The following is a 19,989-nucleotide window of genomic DNA, read 5'->3' as shown; positions in this document are numbered from 1 at the left end:
TCCACCGCCCTCGTGCAAGTCCTCATAACCGAGCTTCAGTACGTGGTTAGAGCACCTTGAATATGTGGCCCATCATCCGGACAAGAGCTGGAGCAGCAGCCCTTCCAGCGGACTGACTAGGGATGAACCATCTTCCGGTGAACCTATTTCCGACCCACTGATTTTCGGCGGAACGATTGCCGACGGATTGACGCGGGACGGGAGGACTCCCGGCGGCCATTGTGGTGGTTCGCGGTCGGGTTGTTCGGCTTGGTAGTGGCGGCCGGTGGGTGATGTCCAGCCGGGTGGCTCATCTCTGGTTGAGGCCGTGGGGGTCCACCCGCTGTTGTGTTTCAGGCCGTGGTGGCGGGGGCAGAGCTGTGCGAGGTTGCTGATTCCGGTGGTTCCGCCGTGCTGCCACGCCTGCAGGTGGTCGGTGTCGTTGTCTAAGGAGTTGTTGTTGCAGCCGGGGAATACGCACTTGCCGTCCCGCAGCTGCAGCGCCTTTTTCATCGCCTTGGTGAGTCGATAACTGGTGCGACCGATTTCCAGGGGTGTTCCGTCGCTGGGATCGAGCAGGACCCTGCGGAACGATTCGGCGCCGTTGGCGAGGAGCTGACGGGCCATTGAGGCGGGAATGGGCCCGTAACCGTCTAGCTCTGCCGGTTCGTCGGTGAGGCCCAGGAGTGCGAAGAACGGGACGGTGACGAGAACCTCGGCGCGGAGCGTGGGGGCCTTGCCTGCATCCGGATCCGTGGTGGTTCCGCTCAACACCGGTTCAGCCTGGTCGGGGCGGTCACTGTTTGCGGCAGTATCGAAGCTGCAGAACTCTTGCATGGGCTCATCGGAGCCCATGAGAGTGGCCACGCCAAGCGGGTCCTCCGGCGCGTCGCCCTCGCCCTGGAGGGAGACTGTGGTGGGGATGGTGGCTGTTCTGTTGGTAAGGAGGCGTCTGGCGAATTCGTCGGACTTGAGTTGGGTCAGAGTGCGGGGTTCGTTAGGTCCTTGGAGGCTGCGGGCGGTGGCGGTGAGCTCGTTCGAGATCGCCAACGCCTGGTCTGCCGGCAGGTATGCGGCGATCCAGGCCATCCCGTCCCGGTCCGGAGTGAATTCCACCCGCCGGTCCGCGGCGCTTTTGCGGTGACGCTTCTCGATCGATTCCGGGTGATGGCGTTCCCGCCAGCCCCGCACCTTTGCCCGTAACCGGGCCGGCACCAGTTCCGGCGCGGGGCAACCCCTCGCCGGGTTAGGGGCGTCGGGGTCGAGGAAGTGCGCCACCAAAGCGGCCGCGGCGGGATGATCCAAAGCCTCGGTCTCGTCGGCGAAAATCCGTGCCTGCTGCCAGGAGAGGCTGCCTGTGGAGAGGGCGTCCATGACCGGCGGCAATGCACACAGCTGCCGGGACTGATCCACGAACGCGGACGCGGCCCCGGAACTGATGGTCAGGATCCCGCCGATTTCCTCAACCGTGGACATCTCGGTGTAGGTCCGCTCATGCAGGGGCGCGTCTGGTGGGGTCATCGCGTGTTGCAGGTCCATGGCTTCGGCCACGGACCTGGCCTTCCTGGCTGCAGCCTGGGCCTCCAGCTTCTTTTCCAGCCCCATCCGTTCCAACCGAATTTCGTACGCGCGCGCCAGCACATCCACACCGTCCCCGGCCACAGCCGAAGCACCGGTGGAGGCGAGGGCAGCGTCCTCGGCATCGAGCGCGGCGAGAGCAGCAACGGTGGCATAGATAGCCTCCATAACTGTCCCCGTCCCCGCGCTGGTTCCCATACCAACATCCTCTAACGGGGGTACGACAATTTGGCCGGCGGCCAAAGGCGCGCTCTCAAGGTGCGCGCCGCCGTCGTACTTTCAAGAAGACCCGCCGTCGCCGTTCCTGGCGGCCCCGCGTCGGCGCTACTCGCCGTCGTCGTCGTCGTCGGGGCAGTTGTCCCGCGACGCGTGAAGGTGTCGAAGGGCACCTTATTTTGAGTAGCTCACGATAAGCCCATAGGGTTGGAGGCAGGCCATCGAAGCCCTTGAGTGCCGCACCGGTGAACATACCCGGGCCAGCAGGGCAAGCGACAACGTGCGACCGCCCTCCTGCTTGAGCGGCACAAGAACCTGTATGGCCCTCATACTGCAAAACCTAAGGAGAAACCATGACTTTGTTGACCGAACGCCCCGCAGCATCCTCAACCGAAACCACCGTCAAGACTGCTGCCGCTACCTCCGTGGCTGACGCCGCAGTGCGCGGCGGCAGCTACGTGGCTGGTCCCGCCGGCGGCGAGGGCAGCTATGTCGCCGTCGCCGGCACCCGAAGCCTGCACCCCACCACGCGCGGCAGCTATGTCACAGCAGACGGCACTCCCGTCGTTGCCGCACGCGTCATCGAGGGCAGCTACGTAACGCTTCCCACGGCGGCCTAGGTTCCAAGCGCGCTGCGGGGACAGCGCCGCGAGGGCACTAAGGGAGGCCGACGGCGGACACTGGGTGTCGCCGTCGGCCTCCTTTTTGTGCCATCGGGGAGAGCGCCCGGCCGGGTGGTGCGATGGGCTTCATCTCTGTTCGCCTGAGGTACGCCTCGTGGTCACCTCGGAGGCATACGTTGAACGCAACTTCGTCCCTACTGCCGCCTTTCCCTGTCAAGGAGTCCCATGTCCACGAGACGCACATTCACCGCTGCCGCCACCGCCGCTGTTCTCGGCAGCCTCGCCATTGGTTTCGGCGCAGCTCCGGCCACCGCCGAGCCCAAGAAGGACCACACGCTGGACCTGCGGGTGGCCACCTACAACCTGTCGCTCAACCGGGCCAGCGCCGGCGAACTTGAGAAGGATCTGAGCACTCCGGACAACCAGCAGGCGCGCACCGTGGCCGAGGTCATCCAGCGTGCTAACCCGGACGTCATCCTGCTCAATGAGTTCGACTACGTGCCCGGGATGCGCGCCGCCGACCTGTTCCGCGAGAACTACCTGGCGGTCGGTCAGGGCGGGGCTGACCCGGTGAACTTCCCCCACGCCTATGTGGCGCCGTCGAACACCGGGATCCCCAGCGCATTCGACCTCAATAACGACGGCAAGGTGGGTGGTGGCGACGACGCGTTCGGGTTCGGCGCCTTCGAGGGCCAGTACGGCATGGCCATCCTGTCGAAGTACCCCATCGACACGGAGAACGTGCGGACGTTCCAAAACTTCCTGTGGAAGGACATGCCGGGGGCGCTCCTGCCGGATAACCCGGCCACGCCCGAACCGGCCGACTGGTTCTCGCAGGAAGAGCTCGACGTCGTTCGCCTGTCCAGCAAGTCGCACTGGGACGTGCCGGTGACGGTGGGCCGTGAAACGGTGCACGTGCTCGCCTCGCACCCCACGCCGCCCACTTTCGACGGCCCCGAGGACCGGAACGGCCGCCGCAACCACGACGAAATCCGGTTCTGGGCCGACTACATCACCCCGGGCAAGTCGCAGTACATCGTGGACGATCACGGCATGAAGCGCGGGCTCCTGCCGAGCGAACCGTTCGTCATCGTCGGGGACCAGAACGCTGACCCGTTCGACGGCGACTCCGTGGCGGCCGCGGTCGACCAGCTCCTGGATTCCAAGCAGGTGGTGGACCCGTTGCCAGCCTCCGCCGGTGCCGTGGAGGCGGCGGCCCTGCAGGGCGGAGCCAACGCCGCCCATCAAGGCGACCCCCGCTACGACACCGCCGACTTCGGCGACACCGCGCCCGGCAACCTGCGGGCGGACTACGTGCTGCCCTCACGCAAGGCCACGGTGCTCGGCTCCGGCGTGTTCTGGCCGACCCAGGCTGATCCGCTCTCGCGGCTGACCGGGGTCTATCCGTTCCCCAGCAGCGACCACCGTCTGGTGTGGGTGGACATGCAGGTGCGCGGCTGACGAAGCCCCGGCCGGTCCGGCCTCCCGTAACCGGCCCTCGACGGCCGGTCGTCGGGGACCAGCCGTTAGTAGTGGTAGCGGGCCTGCAGGATGGTCACGTACTGGTCATCCGCCATGTAGACGAGTCGGTGTTCCTGATCGATGCGCCTGGACCATGCTCCGGCCAGCGCGTGTTTCAGGGCCTCCGGCTTGCCGATGCCCTCGAAGGGATCATCGCGCAAGGTGTCTTCGATGAGGGTGTTGATCCGCCTGAGTGTCTTGCGGTCCTGGGTCTGCCAGTAGAGGTAGTCCTCCCACCCTTCGGCGGTCCATGCCAGCCTTCGGCCGGCGGTCACGGATCAGTAAGCTCGTGCTCGGTGACTTGACCATCCCGGACGGCAGCAAGGGATGAGAGCAATCGTTGGGCGTTCTTCGGCGACCGCAGCAGATGGGTGGTCTCCACCAGGGCGTCGTACTCTTCCTTGGACATGAGGATTGCGGATCCGCGCTTGGACGTGATCTCGACTTCGGTGTGATCGAGGTTGACGCGTTCGATGAGGCCGAAGAGATCCCGCCGTGCCTCGCTTGCGGTGATTGCCATGTCTTCCTCCTTGTGTACTGGATATGGTACCAGTCGGACCTGTGGTCAGGCTGCTTTGTTTGGCCTGCGGTCATTGCCCCGCAAGCTCCCCGGGCTCCGATGAGTCGCAGGCCTACCCGCCGGCATGACCAGCCGCCACAGCCGCCTTCGCCCCCTGTTTGGCCTGCATCCACTCGCTCATCCGCGGGGCCCGGACCCTCGAGGTGATCCGGCAGTCGGCCACGAACGTTCCCTGGGCTCCGGCGTCGATCCAGTCCTGGCGCACGGAAAGGTCCGACAGCGAACGGATGATCGCGGACTCAGCACACAGAGCGCGGGCGATCCCGCTGAAATACACCTCGGTGATCGGCAGGCCGCCAGCACGGTGTTGCTTGCAGTTCCGGCGTTCCTGGCGAGAGCGGCGGGCAGCCTCCCGGCAAGGCTTTTGGTCCTGGCCGTGGTCGCGTTCCCTGTGGCGTTTTCGGTGTCGAACCTCGCCGCGGCGAGGTCGGCACTGTTCCCCACCGAGCACCGCTACTCGGCCATAGGCATCGCCTACAAGCTGGCGGTGGCCAGCTTCGGCGGGACGGCCCCGTTCATCATTGCGTCCCTCATCGAACTGACCGGGGACGACATGGCGATTGCGTACTACCTCACGGCCGTGGCTGCGGTTGCCGCCGTGGCCATCTGGTTCCTGCCCGAATCAGCCCGGCGGCACTTGCCCGGGTCCATGCCCAGCGTGGAATCGGAGGAAGCCGCCCGCAAGCTGGTGGAGACGCAGGACAACAACCCGCTGCTGGACCTGGACTCGCTGCCGTTCGGGAGCAGCTTTGAGATCGCACGCGCGGAGCATAAGGGACGGCCCGGGAAGCCGACGGTGATGTGAGGCGTGGATGTCCGACGGCGGCACTTGCGTGAGTGCCGCGGTCCTGCGGAGATGTCAAGAATCGAATCTGCCTAGCGCGTCGCTTCTTACCCCGTCATCGTCCGTCGTGCCTTTCTTTTCGTCCCCGTCGCTTCCATCAGGTCGTTCAGGTTGCTCGTGTCCAGGAAGCCGGCCACGTCGATGGAACCATCAGGGAGGACGCGTATATCAACGCGGTTGGCGGAAATTTCTGGGCGATAGGAACTGTATCGATCGGAGATGTGGATGAAGCGTTGGTTGGTGGACCCAACCAACGCCCGGTCTGTTTCCTGATTCCATGCCTGATAGGGGCCGTCGACGACCAGGTCGATAGCACCAAGAAACAGTTCGGTGTCTTGGTCCCTGTGCAGGAGTGTCTCGTACTGGTAGCCGGAGAAAGCGATGACTCCGAGCCCTTGTTCCTGGGCCATCCGTGCCAGCTCCGCCCCAGCGGCGGGCTGGTCGAAGGGCTCACCGCCGATGAGAGTAAGCCCCTCGACTCCGCCTTCTACGGCAGCTAGAACGATGTCACTGACATTCATGTCGCTTCCGCCGGCCGAACTGAACAGGTGGGGGTTAATGCACCCCGCGCACTGGATGCTGCAGCCCTGGAACCAGATGGCGCTCCGGACCCCCGGTCCTTCAGCTGTTGTCCCATGCAGGACCCGGGCAACGCGCAGAACGTCGGCAGTCAAAGGTCGAGTCGGCGGGCCGTTTGGTTGGCATTTCGCCGGGTCGGCTGCGGCGCGGCCTGTTCGGCCGCGCTGACCCCGCCGCCCCCGAAGGCAAGCTTTTGCCGGTGCGGGATCAGGAGGTGCGGCTGTACCTGGGCCTGAGACATGAGTTGCTCAAAGGAAGTGAACTGTCCTCGACTTGTCCGGGCTTCCACAATACGTCCGGCTGTGTCGTAATCGATGCCCAATGCGGCGAGGTCCTGGGCCGATGCAGCGTTGACGTCAACGGTGGCCAACGGGGCACTCTGAGGAGTGGAGAAGTGCGCTGGTGAGGCGGGTTGGGCAGCCGGCGCTGGACTTGAGGGGACGGTAGACCTGAAGGCCGCCGCCGCAGCGGCGTGGGGGTCAGGAACTGTGTGCGCGTTGACAGGGGGAGCGGAGGTGCCAGCCTGGGCGTACCACTTGGCGTCGCCCGAGTGGGCCTTCCACACCAGCCACTTCCGGTTCATGATTATTGATAGAACGACTCCGGCTACGAACGTCGAGAACCATATCCATCCCCAGATGGTGTTCGCCGTGGAGCTGACGGGTGCTTCCTTTGTGCCAGCGTCAATGAATCCGGTTGCCACCAAAAGACCGAGTCCCAGGACGAGAAATCCCACGCCCATTTGGATCCAGAGCTTGTTCTTGGCTTTCACCCCTCGGATGAGGAATCCGACGCCCGTAAGGAAGCCGAAGGAGAGAATGCTCCAGAGGACTCCGGCGCTGTTGCGTAGCCGCCAAGTGCGTGAACACAGTTTTTCTTCGGGCGTCATCGTCCGTTGTCCCCTTCGTGCTGTAGTTGTTGAGTTGCAGTTTCTTGAGCAGTGGTGATCTGGAAGTATGCAGGTGTCAGGCGGGAATCCACGATGACTGCATCGGGGAGGAGTGCCTGGATAGCTGCAAGTTCGTCCGCACATGCCGGACCCGGACCGCTGGCCTCGGCAGTGATGGATCCAGAGGGCGAAACGGTGACGGTTATGGTCTTTTTTTGCATCATGTCGCCTGTTCGAAAACGAGTTGGACTTCTCCGTTGGCCGTGGTCTGCGAGACCAAGGTCATCCCCATCTCGGCGGCCCGCTCGTGCAGAGACGCGATTGTTCTCTGCTGGAGCAGCGCTCCCACGCTCATATCCAGGGCAGCCAGCATGTTGTCTGTGACTTGGCCGTCGGCGCCATCGACTCGCCCGAGGAAGACTTCGCCGACCCGCTGGAAAGTGATCCGGCCGTAGGGGCTGCCACCGGTGATGCGACCGTCCGCTACGCTGAGGCTGGTGGCACCCATACCCAAGAGAGCGTCCTGCAGGAGCTGTTGATCCTTGATCCGGGTGGTCTTGCATTTTTCGCAAAGATCAGCGCTGCGCGCTTCTTTTATGGCGGCAATGGCTGCAATTCCGAGTGGGATGAGAAGAACTTCGAGACTCATCGCCTTCAGTCCCCAAAGTCGATCTGCCGACCACCGCGCCAAGAGTTTACATCTGCAGGCGCTGCAGACCCGCTGGTGGAGTAATCACCTCTGGAACTCGTTGACGTTGCTGCCACGGCCCGCTGTGAAGCCCAATCCCGGACTCCTTTGATTTGCTCCGCTTGGGTGACCGACAGGGGAACAGTGTTGGTGATCGCCCTTCGGAGATCTTTTTCGTTAAGGCGCCGGCGCTCCGAAAATGCTTCAAAGCAGGCACTGACTGCTGCTTCGGCGATCTCTGCTCCTGAAAAGCCCTCCGTGTGTTCCGCAAGGAAGCCCAGCGAATCCTTGTTTATCTCGAAGTCTCCAGTGGCTTCAGATCCGGCGGTAAGCCGCTTTTCGAGCTGAATGCGCCAGATGTGGACCCGTTCTTCTCTCGTCGGCAGGTCGACGAAAAAGATCTCGTCGAAGCGGCCCTTGCGGAGGAATTCTGGTGGGAGGGTGTCGATCTTGTTCGCGGTGGCGATAACGAAGACAGGGTTCTTTTTCTCCTGCATCCACGTCAGGAACGTTCCGAAGACGCGCTGACTGGTGCCCGAGTCTCCGCTGCCGCTCGAACCGAAGCCTTTCTCAATTTCGTCGATCCACAGTATGGATGGGGAGACCGCTTCTGCCAGCTTGAGCGCGCCCCGCATGTTCTGTTCGCTGGAGCCCACGAGACCGGAGAAGACTCGGCCGACGTCAAGGCGTAGTAGGGGAAGTCCCCAAAGCGTGGCCATGCAGGTGGCGGTGAGGCTCTTGCCGCAGCCGGGGATGCCGGTGATGAGAACACCCTTTGGTGCTGGGATGGACCAGCGCTGCGCTTCGGGCAGCCAGGAGCCGTTCCGCTTCTCTAGCCATTTCTTCAGATTTTCCAGGCCCCCGACGTCGTTCATCGTGCCCTCTGGCGTGATGAACTCCAGCAGTCCTGACTTCCTGATGGTTTGGCGCTTTTCGTCAAGGACCAAGGCGATATCCGAAGCGTCCAGCCGCCTGTCTGAGGCGATGGCGCGTGCGAAGGCGTTTTCCGCCTCGCCCAGGGTCAGTCCCTGTGCTGCCTGGATGAGTCTTTGGCGATCGTCCGCGCTCAGGTCAACGACGATGGACGCGGCGTTCGCACTGACAATCTCATCGAGGACACCCTCGATTTCCCCTGCTGTCGGCAAGGGAAGATCAACAACGGTTACTTCCTTCTCCAGATCCGCCGGCAACGTCAGAGCCGGCGAAACGATGATGAGGGTGTGCGGGACCTCTCCGGTACGAAAGGCTGTCGCGGCGTCCTGGACTGCCCGCACCATCGTTGGCTCCGCCGGACGCCCCTGCGACCCCAAGAAGTGGTGGAGGTCGAAGAACACGAAGATGGTGGGTTCTGGTGTCTTCGTGGCCTCGACGAGGGCAACATCCGGAGCGGTTGGCTTTCCCGCTTGCCCGGGTGCGTGCAGTCCCTTGGAAACCGTGTAGGCAATGACCCTGCGTTGTCGCCGAATATCCGGGCTGACGGCGACAGCTTCAGCAGCAGCGATCACCCTGTCACCTTCGTGGGTTTCCACGAGGAGGATCGGGTGCCGGGCCCGGATCAGCTCTACTAGAGTCGCCCCGAACTTCAGCGGCATTTTTGAATTCATATTGGCCCCCAACATTACATTTGTCACAACTGCACGAAGCATATCCCAGCCGACCATGACCAGGAGCTTCTTCAATCGGCGTGAATTCCCGTTGTCCGTCGGGTTGTAGCCCCCGAAAGCACATGAGTGATGGGTGGTTCAAAGGACGTAGGACAGTGTGCCTCTGAGGAACGGACCGGAAATCCCTGACCAGCGACTTAGGACAAGTCGCCCAGCCTGTGCAATATGACGCACTGCGCAGGTTTGCGTCAAGATTGCCCTAGTTTTGCCTTCGGCGGTGATTACCCCGGATAGTGTCACTTTGGTGGAAATCGACGACGCTGTGATGCGCCAGAGGTGTTACTCCGACCGTTCCACGAAATGTGTCTAGGAGAACCATGAAATATCGCAGCATTGCAGCGCCGCTACTCTTGCCCATCGTTACTTTCGGAATCTACTCTTTGGTTTGGAGTGTGAAGACGAAAAATGAAATGAATAAGTACGGTACCGCTATACCCACCGCATGGTTGCTGCTCGTGCCCATTGCCAACATCGTCTGGCTGTGGAAATACTCAGTGGGTGTCGAGGTTTTCACGCATCGAGGCCTGGGGCGTCACGCGGCGTTTTGGTTGATACTCCTTCTCGGTACCATCGGGCCCGCAATCGTCCAGCACGAGTTCAACCGAAAGATCGCACCGGCCGCGGTCACCGTTCCTGTTACCGTCTGACACGGCATGCCCTGAGACAGGGGTAAAGAACTAAATCGGCCCAGCATGACAACGTAGCCATGCTGGGCCGTTGGCTTCTAAATTCGGCTACCCCGCCAACGCAGCCTTCGCAGCCCGGGAAGCTGCCATCCACTCGCTCATCCAGGGTGCCCGGACGCTGGAGGTAATGCGGCAGTCGGCCACAAAGGTTCCCTTGGCGCCGGCGTCGATCCAGTCCTGGAGCGCGGACAAATCGGAAAGCGAGCGGATAATCGCGGACTCAGCACCCAGAGCGCGGGCAACCCCGCTGAAGTCCACCTCGGGGATCAGCATGGGCTTGTCGGTCAGGCCCTTGGAGGCGTACTGGTGGATTTCGGCTCCGTAGGCGGCGTCGTTGTAGATGACCACAATCGCACTGCGAGCGGCACCGATCAGCGATTCGAGGTCGGACAGGCCCATCAGGAAACCGCCGTCGCCCGAGGCCAGCACCAGGGTGCGGCCGTCCTCCACCGCGCGGGCTGCCCCGACGGCGCTGGCCAGGCCCAGCCCGATGCTCTGGAAGGCGGTCCCCACCATCACCAGGTCCTGGGGCCGCGGGATGTTCCAGTACATGGGTGCCCAGCCGAGGAAGTGCCCGCCGTCCTGGACCACGGTGCGCCGCTCCGGCAGCACAGCGTCCAGGGCGGAGGCCAGGGCGCGCGGGTCCAGCCGGCCATCCGGTGTCTCCGCCGAACCTGCTGCGTGGCCCGGGCCTTCGGCCAGGCGCTTGCGGGCTTCCGCGCGCCACGCGGTGCCCGAAGCTCCGCCGTCCAGCATCCCCAGGAGGCGCGAAGCAGCAGACTTCACGTCCGCGCTGACGAACGCGTCCACCCGGGGGTGCGTCGGCTGCAGCGCGGTGTCGATCTGGATGACGGTGCTGTCCGGGCCGAGCAGGTGCCCGAACCGCAGGGTGAAGGGACTCAGGCTTGCCCCGGCCACGAGGACCACATCGGCCTCACCCATGAGCCCGGCCGCGGTGTCGGTGCCGAAACCGCCGGCGACGCCCAAGTACCCCTCGCCATTGAGGAGGTTGAGCGCCAGGGCGGTTCCGGCGGTCAGTGCGCCGAGGCGGTCGGCGAGCTCGCGGAGCTCCGGGCCGGCGCCGGCGAGGTGCGCGCCGCGGCCGGCGAGGATCAGCGGCCGCTTCGCCCCGGCGAGCAGGCGGGCCACCTGCCCCAGGCCGCCGTCGACGTCGTCAATCACCGTTGGTGCCAGCGGCGCCGGAAGTTCTTCCTCGTCCGCCTCGAGTGCTGCGAGGTCGTAGGGGATGGCAATCACGACGGCGGTGCGCTTGGTGAGTGCGTACTCCACCGCCTGCCGGGTGATGGAGCCCGCGGCATCGCGGGTGACGGTGAAGGTCGCCGCACCGAGACCTGCGGCGATGGCCGCCTGGTCCACGTCCTGGGGCCGGGCGCCGCTGCTCGGGGCGTCCCCGGTGACCAGCACCACGGGGATCTGCGCCTGCACCGCCTCCGCGATGGCGGTGAGTGCGTTGGTGAAGCCGGGGCCGTAGGTGGTGGTGCCCGCGGCGAGCCGTCCCGAGGTCCGGTAGTAGGCGTCGGCCGCGGCGATGGCGGCGCCTTCGTGGCGGACGGCGGAGAAGCGGAGGCCCAGCTGTTCCGCGGCGTCCAGGAAGTAGACGTTGCCGTTGCCCATCACGCCGAAGACATCGGTGACATAGCTGCTGAGAACCTGTGCGACGCGGCCGGAGACGGTAAGAGTAGTCATGCAGAAATCGTGTGGGCTGGCCCACTGATAGGCAAGAGAGTTAGTTCTGATTGGGATATTTGGCAGGGGAGTGCGGGTACGAGTGAAAATATGCCCACTTGTGGCGTGCATCACCCCGCCGTTAGTGGGAGGGGCGGGACTCCTGCTCGGAGAGCCGGGACAGGAGCCCGTCGTAGCGGGGCGGCATGAGTTCCAGTACGGAAATGGCCGTGCTGGTCCGCTGGATCCCCTCGATTTCCAGGATCTCGTTGGTGATGCGGTAGAGATCGGCGGTGCTGCGTGCCACCACCTTGGCCATGAGGTCCGCGTCGCCGGTGGTGGCGTGCACCTCGATGACCTCCGGGATTGCGGCGAGCCCGTCCTCCACGGCGCCCGTCCGGGTCTGGCTGATGGACAGGGAGAGGAAGGCCATCAGGTCATAGCCCAGCGCGGCGGGGTCCAGCCTCCGGCTGAAAGAGCGGAGCGCGCCGCTGCGCTCGAGCCGTGCCAGCCGGGCGTGAACAGTGTTGCGTGCGACGCCGAGTGTCCGGGAGAGTGCCAGGGCGCTGGCTTCGGGATCCTTGTCGAGGGCGAGGATGATCCTGCCGTCGAGGGAATCCAGGGTGCGGGCGTTCGGGATGGTCATATTTTCACCACAGTTAGTAGAAGTTGAGCAGAAGTCCCAATGGGTTGAGGGTATCTTGCATTGTGGGGCGGGTCACAATCATGATCGTTCCTCATGACCAGTGATCAGCTCCTCATCGCACCGGACACCGTCCTTCCCACCCTTCGTGGCGCCGTGGCCGGACTTCCGGCCTATGTCCCGGGCCGGCGCAGCGCCGGCATGGACATCGCCGCCCTTGCCAGCAACGAAAGCCATTACGAACCGCTGCCCGCTGCCGCGGCTGCGGTGGCCGCGGCGGCCGGCACCATGAACCGCTACCCGGACAGTGCCGCCGTCGAACTCCGTGAACGGCTTGCCCTCCACCTCGGCGTCACCGCCGACGAGGTGGCGGTGGGACCCGGCAGCGTGGGCGTCCTCCAGCAGATCATCACCGGACTGTGCGACGCCGGGGATGACGTGATCTTCGCATGGCGCTCCTTCGAGGCCTACCCCATCCTGGTGGAGCTGGCAGGCGCCCGGCCGGTCCGCATCCCGCTGGACGACGCCGAGGGCCACGACCTCGATGCCATGGCCGCGGCCGTCACCGACCGCACGAAGGTCATCCTGCTCTGCACCCCCAACAATCCCACCGGCGTGCCGATCAGCCACGAACGCATCGAGACGTTCCTGCAATCCGTGCGCTCCGACATCCTCGTGGTGATCGACGAGGCCTACGTGGAATACGCCGAAGCGGGCAGCGGCCCCGACTCCCTGGCGCTCTACCGCCGGTACCCGAACGTCTGCATCCTGCGCACCTTCTCGAAGGCCTACGGGCTCGCCGGCCTGCGCGTCGGGTACGCCATTACGACGGCGGCAATCGCCGAAGGTCTGCGCCGCACCGCCCTGCCCTTTGCCGTGAGCGCGCTGGCCCAGAAGGCCGCCGTCGCCTCCCTGGACGCGGGGGAGGAGATGGAAGCGCGGGTGGCCGACGTCAAGCAGGAGCGCGCACGGATGGCCGCGGAGCTGGAAGCCCAGGGCTGGAAGCTGCAGCCGAGCCAGGGCAACTTCCTGTGGATCCGCGCCGATGAGAGCCTCCAGGCGAGGCTGGTGGACGCGTTCGACCACGCCGGCATCATGGTCCGGGCCTACCAGGGGGACGGCGTGCGGATCACCGTTGCCGGGCCCGCCGCCAACAACCGCGTGCTCCGGGTGTTGGAAGCCCACGCAGCCTGAACACTCACTGACCTTTACCAACCCGTTCCACCTACAACCAGAGGAATCCCCAATGGAACAACAGACAAAGACGTCTGGCCGCCCACTCGGCGCCGCACTTAAACCCCGCCAGCTCACCATGATGGGCCTGGGAAGCGCCATCGGCGCGGGCCTGTTCATCGGCTCCGGTGCAGGCATCCAGGCTGCCGGACCGGCCGTTCTGATCTCGTACCTCGTGGCCGGCACCCTCATCATCCTGGTGATGTGGGCCCTCGGCGAGATGGCTGCCGCCAATCCGGACAGCGGGGCCTTCTCCGTTTACACCGCCAAGGCCTACGGGCCGGTGGCCGGTGCCACGGTGGGCTGGCTCTGGTGGCTGCAGCTCGTGGTGGTGATCGCAGCCGAGGCGCTCGGTGCGGCGGGCCTGCTGGCCACCATCTTCCCGGCCCTGCCGGTGTGGCTGATGGCCTTCGTGTTCATCGTGGCGCTCACCGCCGTGAACCTCACCAGTGTGAAGAACTTCGGTGAATTCGAGTTCTGGTTCGCCCTGCTCAAGGTGGCGGCCATCGTCGGGTTCCTCCTGGTGGGCGCTGCGCTGCTCTTCGGCTGGCTGCCGGGCGTCCAGTCGCCGGGCCTGTCCAACTTCACCGGTGCCGGCTTCGCACCCAGCGGTTTCGCCGGCATCGCCACGGCACTCTTCGTGGTGGCCTTCGCGTTCGGCGGCACCGAGATCGTCTCGGTTGCGGCAGCTGAAACGGCGGAGCCCGCCCGCAGTGTGAAGAAGGCAGTCCGGACGGTGCTGTGGCGCATCCTGGTCTTCTACATCGGCTCCATCTTCATCATCGCGGCCGTAGTTCCCGTGGGTTCGGCCGGGCTGAAGAGCCCGTTCGCCGCGGTGCTGGACGCCGCCGGCATGCCCGGCGCGGCCACCGCCATTACCCTGGTAGCCGTTGCTGCGCTGCTCTCGGCCCTCAACGCCAACCTCTACGGTGCGTCACGGATGGCGTTCTCCCTCGCCGAGCGCGGTGAGGCGCCGCGCCTGCTTGCCTCGGTGTCCAAGGCCCGCGTCCCGGTTGTGGCCGTCCTGGCCAGCGTCGCCTTCGGTGTTGTAACTGTTGTGCTGGAGCTGGCTTTCCCCGAGAAGGTCCTTCCCGTCCTGCTCAATATCGTGGGCTCAACGTGCCTGTTGGTCTGGACGTCCGCACTCATGGCCCAGCTCTCACTGCGCCTCCGCGCCGACCGCGAGGGAACGGAGCTGCCCCTGCGGATGCCCGGCTTCCCGTGGCTCACGGGCTTCGGCCTGCTCATCCTCGCGGCGATCTTCACGGTGGGGTTCATCGGCGAGGACTCCCGTCCCCAGCTCCTGAGCACTTTTGGACTCGTGGCGCTTCTGGCCGCGGCGAACTGGCTGCACCACCGTGGCGGCCGAAATATTGCTTCTCGTGTTGAAGCTTCTGACGGTGACAAGCAGCCGGTGCTTATCGACTGAATCGCGTGCTTTAACCCACGTGGTGGGTTCAGTGCTCGCCGAGGGCGCGTCCGGCTTAGCCGGGCGCGCCTTTTGCGATTGGTTCCGCGACAAACGGTCCCTTCTCGGCGCTTGCCATCAGACCAACTGGTGGACGTCCTCGCGCCCGGGGACGATTGTCTTCGATGACGTGCCGGACAAGCGGGCGGCTTTGCGCAACCGGAGTTCAGTAGCTTAGTTAGCGCCAGGGACGGCTCGGCCACGGGTTGGCGTACGTACGGGAACTCGGGGTCACCGGGAGATTGCGGGTGACGTGTCCATGCAATTGTTGGCCAGTACCGGCATGCTGACGGAGATGGGCATTGTGGAAAGGAACGGAAAGAGCCACCACGGCGATGAACCCCGATCGGCACCTCGGCTTCTCCCGCAGCGACGGTCCCGTAGTCGGCCGCTATGCTCCTTCCATACGTCTGCGGATGCCAGACACCTGCCAGAACAAAAGGAAACCTGTCATGCGAACGATATCCCGTTCCCGATTTAGCGCCTTGGCGGCGTATGCCCGAGCCCCAATGGGAGTGTTCATTATGGAGGAACTTGCCTGGTTTGAGGACGTGGACGCCGGGATTCTATCGACGATAGTGATGGATAGGACTGATGGTGATTACGGTGGCATTATCCTCGCACGAGACATGAATGAGCGGTATCGCTTTATCGATCAGACTGATTTCTTCGAAACACCAGAGCGTGCAGTACTCGCGCTGAACCTCCGCCTCCTCCAAATTCTCCCGGATCTGGAAGCGTTGCGCGTACAGGGCGACGAGACGGGACAACCGATCGACTTCTTTGCCCCACTGTCCACTGAAGAAAAGCTTCACCCTAACTTTCTGCACTTGACATCGGATGAGGGATTTTCTGCAGCCCGACGTATTATCGGCGCAATGATGCGCTGGAATCGCGACGTGGACGGCAACTTTGTGGAGCAGTTCCAAACCACGGGGTTCGACCCACGTCTTTGGGAGCTTTATCTTTCAGCTGCTCTGACCGAAGCCGGACTGTTCGTCGATCGGCCTGATCCAGCACCCGATTTCACTGCCATTGGGCCCCTTGGAGGATTTGCGATGGAGGCAACCACCATTAACCCCAGCATCGGAACAGATGGGAAGCCAATAGGGTCGCAGAAGCCCAGTAGTGAAGCAGAAATTGAACACTACGTCCAGCACTATCTACCCACCAGGTATGCAGGAGCCCTGACCGCAAAATTGCATAAGGAATACTGGAAGAGGCCCGTAGTGGCCGGTAAGCCGTTGGTCTTCGCCATTCAAGATTTCCACGACGCAATGTCCATGACTTACAGCGGAACCGCCCTTGCAACCTACCTGTACGGATACAGGCACGAGGCGAAGGAGGCCGCAGACGGTTCCCTTGTAATCCTCCCTATCCAGGTCGTAGAGCATAGGTGGGGAGAAAAGACCGTCCCGTCAGGGTTCTTCTCACTCCCTGGGGCGGAAAACATCAGCGCGGTTATCTTCAATAGCAGTGCTACGCTTTCCAAGTTCAACAGAATGGGTGTCGGGGCAGGCTTCGGATCTAACGACGTCGTTCTCATTCGTCGCGGGTTTTATGCGGACCGCAACCCGGACTCGCCAAGCCCTAGGCCCTACATTGAGTTTGTCACAGATGAGAACTCGGAAACCTGGATTGAAGGAATGGACGTCTACCACAATCCCAGGGCCACACACGTCCTTGAACCTCGGTTGCTTCCGGGTGCAGCTCACCACCGTCTACTGGAGGACGGGCGGATCGAGACCATGGCTCCACATTGGAAGCCGCTGCAATCGCAGACGTCGATTGTGATATTGACCGGAAACGACCAACCAGGAGCGGAATCAGCTCATACGCCCGAGTAACCGGGCCCTGGGAAGACGGTGGGCAATCAAAGGTTTTGTTCGTCAGCAATAGTTCTCTATGGCACGCTGCCAATGGGAAGGTGACGACACCTTACGCTTCGATGGGTGGGGTAGCGCTTTACGTCATCGGAGACTCGCTCTGCCACCTGTGCTGACGTGAATACGCTCCACTAGTGCGGGGGTTAGTGCATGTGCTGCACCAAGTTCCGCCCTTGCATTGAGAGCGTGTATTCCACCGATGATGCCTGTCAACTCTCCGAGCGGGTTAGTATGGCCCAGATGGTTTGTTAGCTGGTTGTTATTATGGGGAGTTTATGAAGTTCAATACTCAAGATCCTGACATCGAAACTATATATCGCAGGATCAGCGACGCTGATTACGACCTGCAGCCCGACTTTCAGCGGGGGGAGGTCTGGACTCTGAAAAAGCAGCAACGACTGATCGATACCGTGTTGCGAGGCTGGCATATTCCGCCAGTGCATCTCGTCGCGCGTCCCGAAGGAACAAGTGACGTGCTCGACGGGCAACAGCGACTTACGGCGATAAGGGACTTTATGGACGGTGCCTTCTCGGTGGATGGGTTTATCGAACCTGAAAAAGAGGAGCTCCTTTCACTCAACGGCCTGAGATTTCAACAGCTACCCCCGTCAATTAAGCGAAACTTTAGAAAGTTTACAATAAGAATATTCGAACTTACTGATTACGATCCCGACGAACCGCATGAGCTCTTTTTTCGCCTTAACCAACCGACGAACTTGACGGAGGCAGAAAAAAGAAATGCATTTATAGGTGGTCCCCGTAATCAAATCAAGAGCTTGGTTACCTCTTTTTCGAAAGCTGGCTTGAGTAAGGAGCGAATCGGCTTTTCCAATGCAAGAATGGCCTACGATGATCTATTGGGTCGGCTAATGCTGACTATGGAAAATCGTTCTCTGACCGAGAAAATAACGGCTGGTCGAATAACTGCCCGGTATCGCCAAGCTGATGAGTTTCCTAACGACATCGTAGATGATGCAACGAATGCGGTCAGATTTATTTTAGCATCCCCGATGCTTGACTCGGATGTTGCGCAAATTCGTCCCAACAAAGCAACTATACATACTTGGCTTTGTTTGGTATCTCGAAGCGGAGTTTACAAAGCACCTCAAAAAGAAATGAATCGCTTCTATGCAGGTGTTGAGTGGATCGAACGTAACCGATGGGAGCCCAGCATCGTCGAGGACGCCAAACTGGCAACCGCCCTTAGGATTTTCCATGACCGGTCTACTGCTCGTGTTGCTGACGTCTCCTCCGTGGTACTCCGGGACTTGTGCGGAGCGATCCTGTTAACGTGTGGAGGCTTCTGGGAACCGACGCTGCGGACGTCCAAAATCGTAGATGAAGCCCTGTTTGCCTTAGATCTTCGGGCTGCGAGTGATCGCGAGCTGTACCAATATGCCCACAGTGTCGGATGGGGCGAATCGTGGTCAGTGTAAGGTTCGCCGAGATCGCAGAGCGAATCAAGCGCTTGCCTGCGAGGAACTATTCCGCCAGCCCCAAGACGATCACATTGAGGGGTCCTCGCGTTCCGCATGGCTTTTCCGTGGGACTCGGCAATGGAATGGCAGTAATCGCGGGTGGCAATGGAGCGGGTAAGTCGAGTCTCCTCCAGGCCCTCCGCACGTGTTTGGACTCCACGGTGGAGCTGCCAGAAGATGCCGTGGGATGGTTCTCACAGGTCGACGAAGTGGAAGTTCAATGGTCTGACGACCGTTCAAAGGAAACTGGTAAGTCGTCCCGTATGGAAATCCGCCGACAGGGCGGCATGGTGGAGTTGGTCAGGTCCGGACATTGTCCTGAAAACGTTCACTACATTGACGCGGCAATTGAAACAGGCAAAATATTGGCGATGTTGCGAGAAGATCCTAACTATTTGGACTTGATCGAAGGAGTCGATCCGGCACCCGCATCAGCAGAAATGATGACTTTGGCCTCATATGTACTCAATCGTCAGTATGACCATATCGATACTTTTGAAATAACATCGGTGAGTGAAGAGGACTTTGCCGTTCCGTTCTTCCGGATTGCAACTCACGGCGCTGATTATACGGTTCTCGGGATGGGCCGGGGTGAGCTCGCCACGATATACCTGCTATGGAGGCTTGATCAGTTATCAAATGGCGGTGTTGTAATTCTGGAAGAACCTGAAACGCACCTTGCAGCGATTTCTCAGCGCAAACTGACTGAAGCCTTGGCAATTATTTCGGGGGACAAGGACTTGACTATTATCATGTCGACCCACTCACCCGGTGTTTTTGAATCCCTGCCGGCCGGGCAGGTTTCATTGATAAGTTCGTTACCCGAGTTGTCCGTATCGACGGGACTTGATTCTAGAGCACTGGCCAGTAGGCTGGGTCTCAGGCGCTCATTGCGATGTGTAGCAGTAACAGAGGATTTATTTGCTGCGCAGATGCTTGAAATGATTCTACGCAGATTAGACAAAAGTCTCCTGGACTGCGTGGGGATCTCCTTTGCCGCGGATGGAGAATCTGCTGTCAGGACAATTGTCAACGGGCTCAGGGCATATCGCACCTCTGGCAAAGTTCCCCACCGGATTGTTGGCATCCTAGATGGTGACCAGCGCGCGACTGAAGCCGATGTGGATGGTTTTTCCTATCTTCCGGGTCTTCAATCACCCGAACGTGTTCTCGAAAGTAGACTGAAGGCCTGGCTTGCTGGGCACGAAAAATTTGCTTTTCCGACTGATGTTGATGCGAAGTTGCGGGCCGCGTTGGTCGACGCCCAAGGGCTGGATCATCACGACTGGCTTATATGCGTAGCGGAGCATTTCAATGGCACTGCTGTATTATTGGATGCCCTAGCCAATTTTCTTTTCGAGGACAGTATTTTTGTCCAGCAGGCATACTCCCTACGGTCATTTCTCAGTTCCTTATAAACGATTGGGAGGACTGCCATTGAAGTTCATCTGTAATTCTCTTGTAGCAGAATCAGCGCAAAGTCGGTAGTAGGTCTGGCGAGACCTACACTTGCTGACCTTTGGGCCATATAGCCGTCGTGGTCGCCGGCTAGTACCTGGAATGGTGCATTCCGGCGGCTTCGAATAATTTCGCCCGCCACCGCCAGAGATAGTGGTTTTGGGGCTTGTATCTCTTAAGTACCCCTGTTGACGTGGGGTGGTCGTCGTTTACGGTGGCCTTGGGAGGGGCCGGGGTGGTTCCGGTTTTCGGCTGGGCGTCATGGCTCGTGAAAGAGATCGTCGCCCCCG

At 61.8% G+C, this 19,989-nt stretch carries 20 protein-coding genes and 1 pseudogene; 10 read left to right on the top strand and 11 right to left on the bottom strand.

Features of this window, described 5'->3' with window-relative positions; translation table 11 throughout:
- Nucleotides 1-72: 72 nt before the first annotated feature.
- A complete protein-coding gene (locus tag PY310_RS14795; RefSeq protein WP_275215231.1) occupies nt 73-1,755 on the bottom strand; it encodes an HNH endonuclease signature motif containing protein in 1,683 nt (560 codons plus the stop codon).
- 371 nt (nt 1,756-2,126) lie between these two features.
- Here PY310_RS14795 and PY310_RS14790 point away from each other — a divergent pair, with 371 nt between their 5' ends.
- Nucleotides 2,127-2,393, top strand: a complete 267-nt coding sequence (locus PY310_RS14790; protein WP_275215230.1) for a hypothetical protein — start codon at nt 2,127-2,129, stop codon at nt 2,391-2,393.
- A gap of 228 nt (nt 2,394-2,621) precedes the next feature.
- Nucleotides 2,622-3,857, top strand: a complete 1,236-nt coding sequence (locus tag PY310_RS14785; protein ID WP_275215229.1) for an endonuclease/exonuclease/phosphatase family protein — start codon at nt 2,622-2,624, stop codon at nt 3,855-3,857.
- A 65-nt stretch (nt 3,858-3,922) separates the two neighbouring features.
- On the opposite strand, the gene PY310_RS14780 is transcribed toward PY310_RS14785, so the two are convergent.
- From PY310_RS14780 to PY310_RS14770, 3 genes are all read right to left on the bottom strand, one after another.
- A complete protein-coding gene (locus PY310_RS14780; protein WP_275215228.1) occupies nt 3,923-4,192 on the bottom strand; it encodes a Txe/YoeB family addiction module toxin in 270 nt (89 codons plus the stop codon).
- Nucleotides 4,189-4,437: a type II toxin-antitoxin system Phd/YefM family antitoxin gene (locus PY310_RS14775; protein ID WP_275215227.1), complete on the bottom strand. Its 249-nt coding sequence runs from the start codon at nt 4,435-4,437 to the stop codon at nt 4,189-4,191. The genes PY310_RS14780 and PY310_RS14775 overlap by 4 nt, the downstream gene beginning before the upstream one ends.
- Before the next feature lie 112 nt (nt 4,438-4,549).
- Nucleotides 4,550-4,702 carry a hypothetical protein gene (locus PY310_RS14770; RefSeq protein ID WP_275215226.1) on the bottom strand — a complete coding sequence of 51 codons (153 nt, stop codon included), beginning with the start codon at nt 4,700-4,702 and terminating at the stop codon, nt 4,550-4,552.
- A 99-nt stretch (nt 4,703-4,801) separates the two neighbouring features.
- On the opposite strand from PY310_RS14770, the gene PY310_RS14765 reads away from it, so the two are divergent.
- Nucleotides 4,802-5,302, top strand: a complete 501-nt coding sequence (locus PY310_RS14765; RefSeq protein ID WP_275215225.1) for an MFS transporter — start codon at nt 4,802-4,804, stop codon at nt 5,300-5,302.
- 86 nt (nt 5,303-5,388) lie between these two features.
- Here PY310_RS14765 and PY310_RS14760 read toward each other — a convergent pair whose 3' ends face one another.
- Genes PY310_RS14760 through PY310_RS14740 form a run of 5 tightly spaced genes read right to left on the bottom strand, consistent with a single transcriptional unit; the run spans nt 5,389 to nt 9,176 of the window.
- Complete coding sequence (locus tag PY310_RS14760) at nt 5,389-6,015, bottom strand: 4Fe-4S single cluster domain-containing protein (protein ID WP_275215224.1); 627 nt, start codon at nt 6,013-6,015, stop codon at nt 5,389-5,391.
- On the bottom strand, nt 6,012-6,809 hold the full coding sequence (locus tag PY310_RS14755) for a ComEA family DNA-binding protein (RefSeq protein ID WP_275215223.1): 798 nt from the start codon (nt 6,807-6,809) through the stop codon (nt 6,012-6,014). The genes PY310_RS14760 and PY310_RS14755 overlap by 4 nt, the downstream gene beginning before the upstream one ends.
- On the bottom strand, nt 6,806-7,033 hold the full coding sequence (locus tag PY310_RS14750) for a hypothetical protein (protein WP_275215222.1): 228 nt from the start codon (nt 7,031-7,033) through the stop codon (nt 6,806-6,808). Before PY310_RS14750 ends, PY310_RS14755 begins: the two co-directional genes overlap by 4 nt.
- Nucleotides 7,030-7,458 (bottom strand): hypothetical protein, encoded by a 429-nt coding sequence (locus tag PY310_RS14745; RefSeq protein ID WP_275215221.1) that lies wholly within the window; start codon nt 7,456-7,458, stop codon nt 7,030-7,032. The genes PY310_RS14750 and PY310_RS14745 overlap by 4 nt, the downstream gene beginning before the upstream one ends.
- A gap of 5 nt (nt 7,459-7,463) precedes the next feature.
- Nucleotides 7,464-9,176, bottom strand: a complete 1,713-nt coding sequence (locus PY310_RS14740) for an AAA family ATPase (protein ID WP_275215220.1) — start codon at nt 9,174-9,176, stop codon at nt 7,464-7,466.
- 302 nt (nt 9,177-9,478) lie between these two features.
- Here PY310_RS14740 and PY310_RS14735 point away from each other — a divergent pair, with 302 nt between their 5' ends.
- Complete coding sequence (locus PY310_RS14735; RefSeq protein WP_275215219.1) at nt 9,479-9,808, top strand: DUF4234 domain-containing protein; 330 nt, start codon at nt 9,479-9,481, stop codon at nt 9,806-9,808.
- Between the two features lie 87 nt (nt 9,809-9,895).
- Here the strand turns inward: PY310_RS14735 and PY310_RS14730 are convergent, their stop codons facing one another.
- Nucleotides 9,896-11,554, bottom strand: coding sequence for a thiamine pyrophosphate-binding protein (locus PY310_RS14730; RefSeq protein ID WP_275215218.1), 1,659 nt, complete (start codon nt 11,552-11,554; stop codon nt 9,896-9,898).
- Between the two features lie 121 nt (nt 11,555-11,675).
- A complete protein-coding gene (locus PY310_RS14725) occupies nt 11,676-12,179 on the bottom strand; it encodes an Lrp/AsnC family transcriptional regulator (protein ID WP_275215217.1) in 504 nt (167 codons plus the stop codon).
- A 93-nt stretch (nt 12,180-12,272) separates the two neighbouring features.
- Between PY310_RS14725 and hisC the strand changes: the two genes are divergently transcribed.
- The 6 genes and pseudogenes from hisC (at nt 12,273) to PY310_RS14700 (ending at nt 19,659) form a co-directional block, all read left to right on the top strand.
- The gene (gene hisC / locus PY310_RS14720) at nt 12,273-13,370 is read left to right on the top strand and encodes a histidinol-phosphate transaminase (protein WP_275215216.1); all 1,098 of its coding nucleotides are present in this window, start codon (nt 12,273-12,275) and stop codon (nt 13,368-13,370) included.
- A 52-nt stretch (nt 13,371-13,422) separates the two neighbouring features.
- The gene (locus PY310_RS14715) at nt 13,423-14,838 is read left to right on the top strand and encodes an amino acid permease (protein WP_275215215.1); all 1,416 of its coding nucleotides are present in this window, start codon (nt 13,423-13,425) and stop codon (nt 14,836-14,838) included.
- A 563-nt stretch (nt 14,839-15,401) separates the two neighbouring features.
- On the top strand, nt 15,402-16,724 hold the full coding sequence (locus PY310_RS14710; RefSeq protein WP_275215214.1) for a hypothetical protein: 1,323 nt from the start codon (nt 15,402-15,404) through the stop codon (nt 16,722-16,724).
- Between the two features lie 314 nt (nt 16,725-17,038).
- Nucleotides 17,039-18,199: a DUF262 domain-containing protein gene (locus PY310_RS14705; RefSeq protein ID WP_275215213.1), complete on the top strand. Its 1,161-nt coding sequence runs from the start codon at nt 17,039-17,041 to the stop codon at nt 18,197-18,199.
- Nucleotides 18,175-18,390 (top strand): annotated as a pseudogene (locus tag PY310_RS21655) (ATP-binding protein); the annotation flags it as partial. The gene PY310_RS14705 and the pseudogene PY310_RS21655, both read left to right, overlap by 25 nt.
- Before the next feature lie 12 nt (nt 18,391-18,402).
- Nucleotides 18,403-19,659: an AAA family ATPase gene (locus tag PY310_RS14700; protein ID WP_275215212.1), complete on the top strand. Its 1,257-nt coding sequence runs from the start codon at nt 18,403-18,405 to the stop codon at nt 19,657-19,659.
- Nucleotides 19,660-19,989 lie beyond the last annotated feature (330 nt).

Origin of the sequence: Pseudarthrobacter naphthalenicus (assembly GCF_029076445.1) — a bacterium.
Lineage (GTDB): Bacteria > Actinomycetota > Actinomycetes > Actinomycetales > Micrococcaceae > Arthrobacter > Arthrobacter naphthalenicus.
The sequence above is the reverse complement of the archived record's forward strand: the minus strand, read 5'-3'. Positions and strand labels throughout refer to the sequence as shown.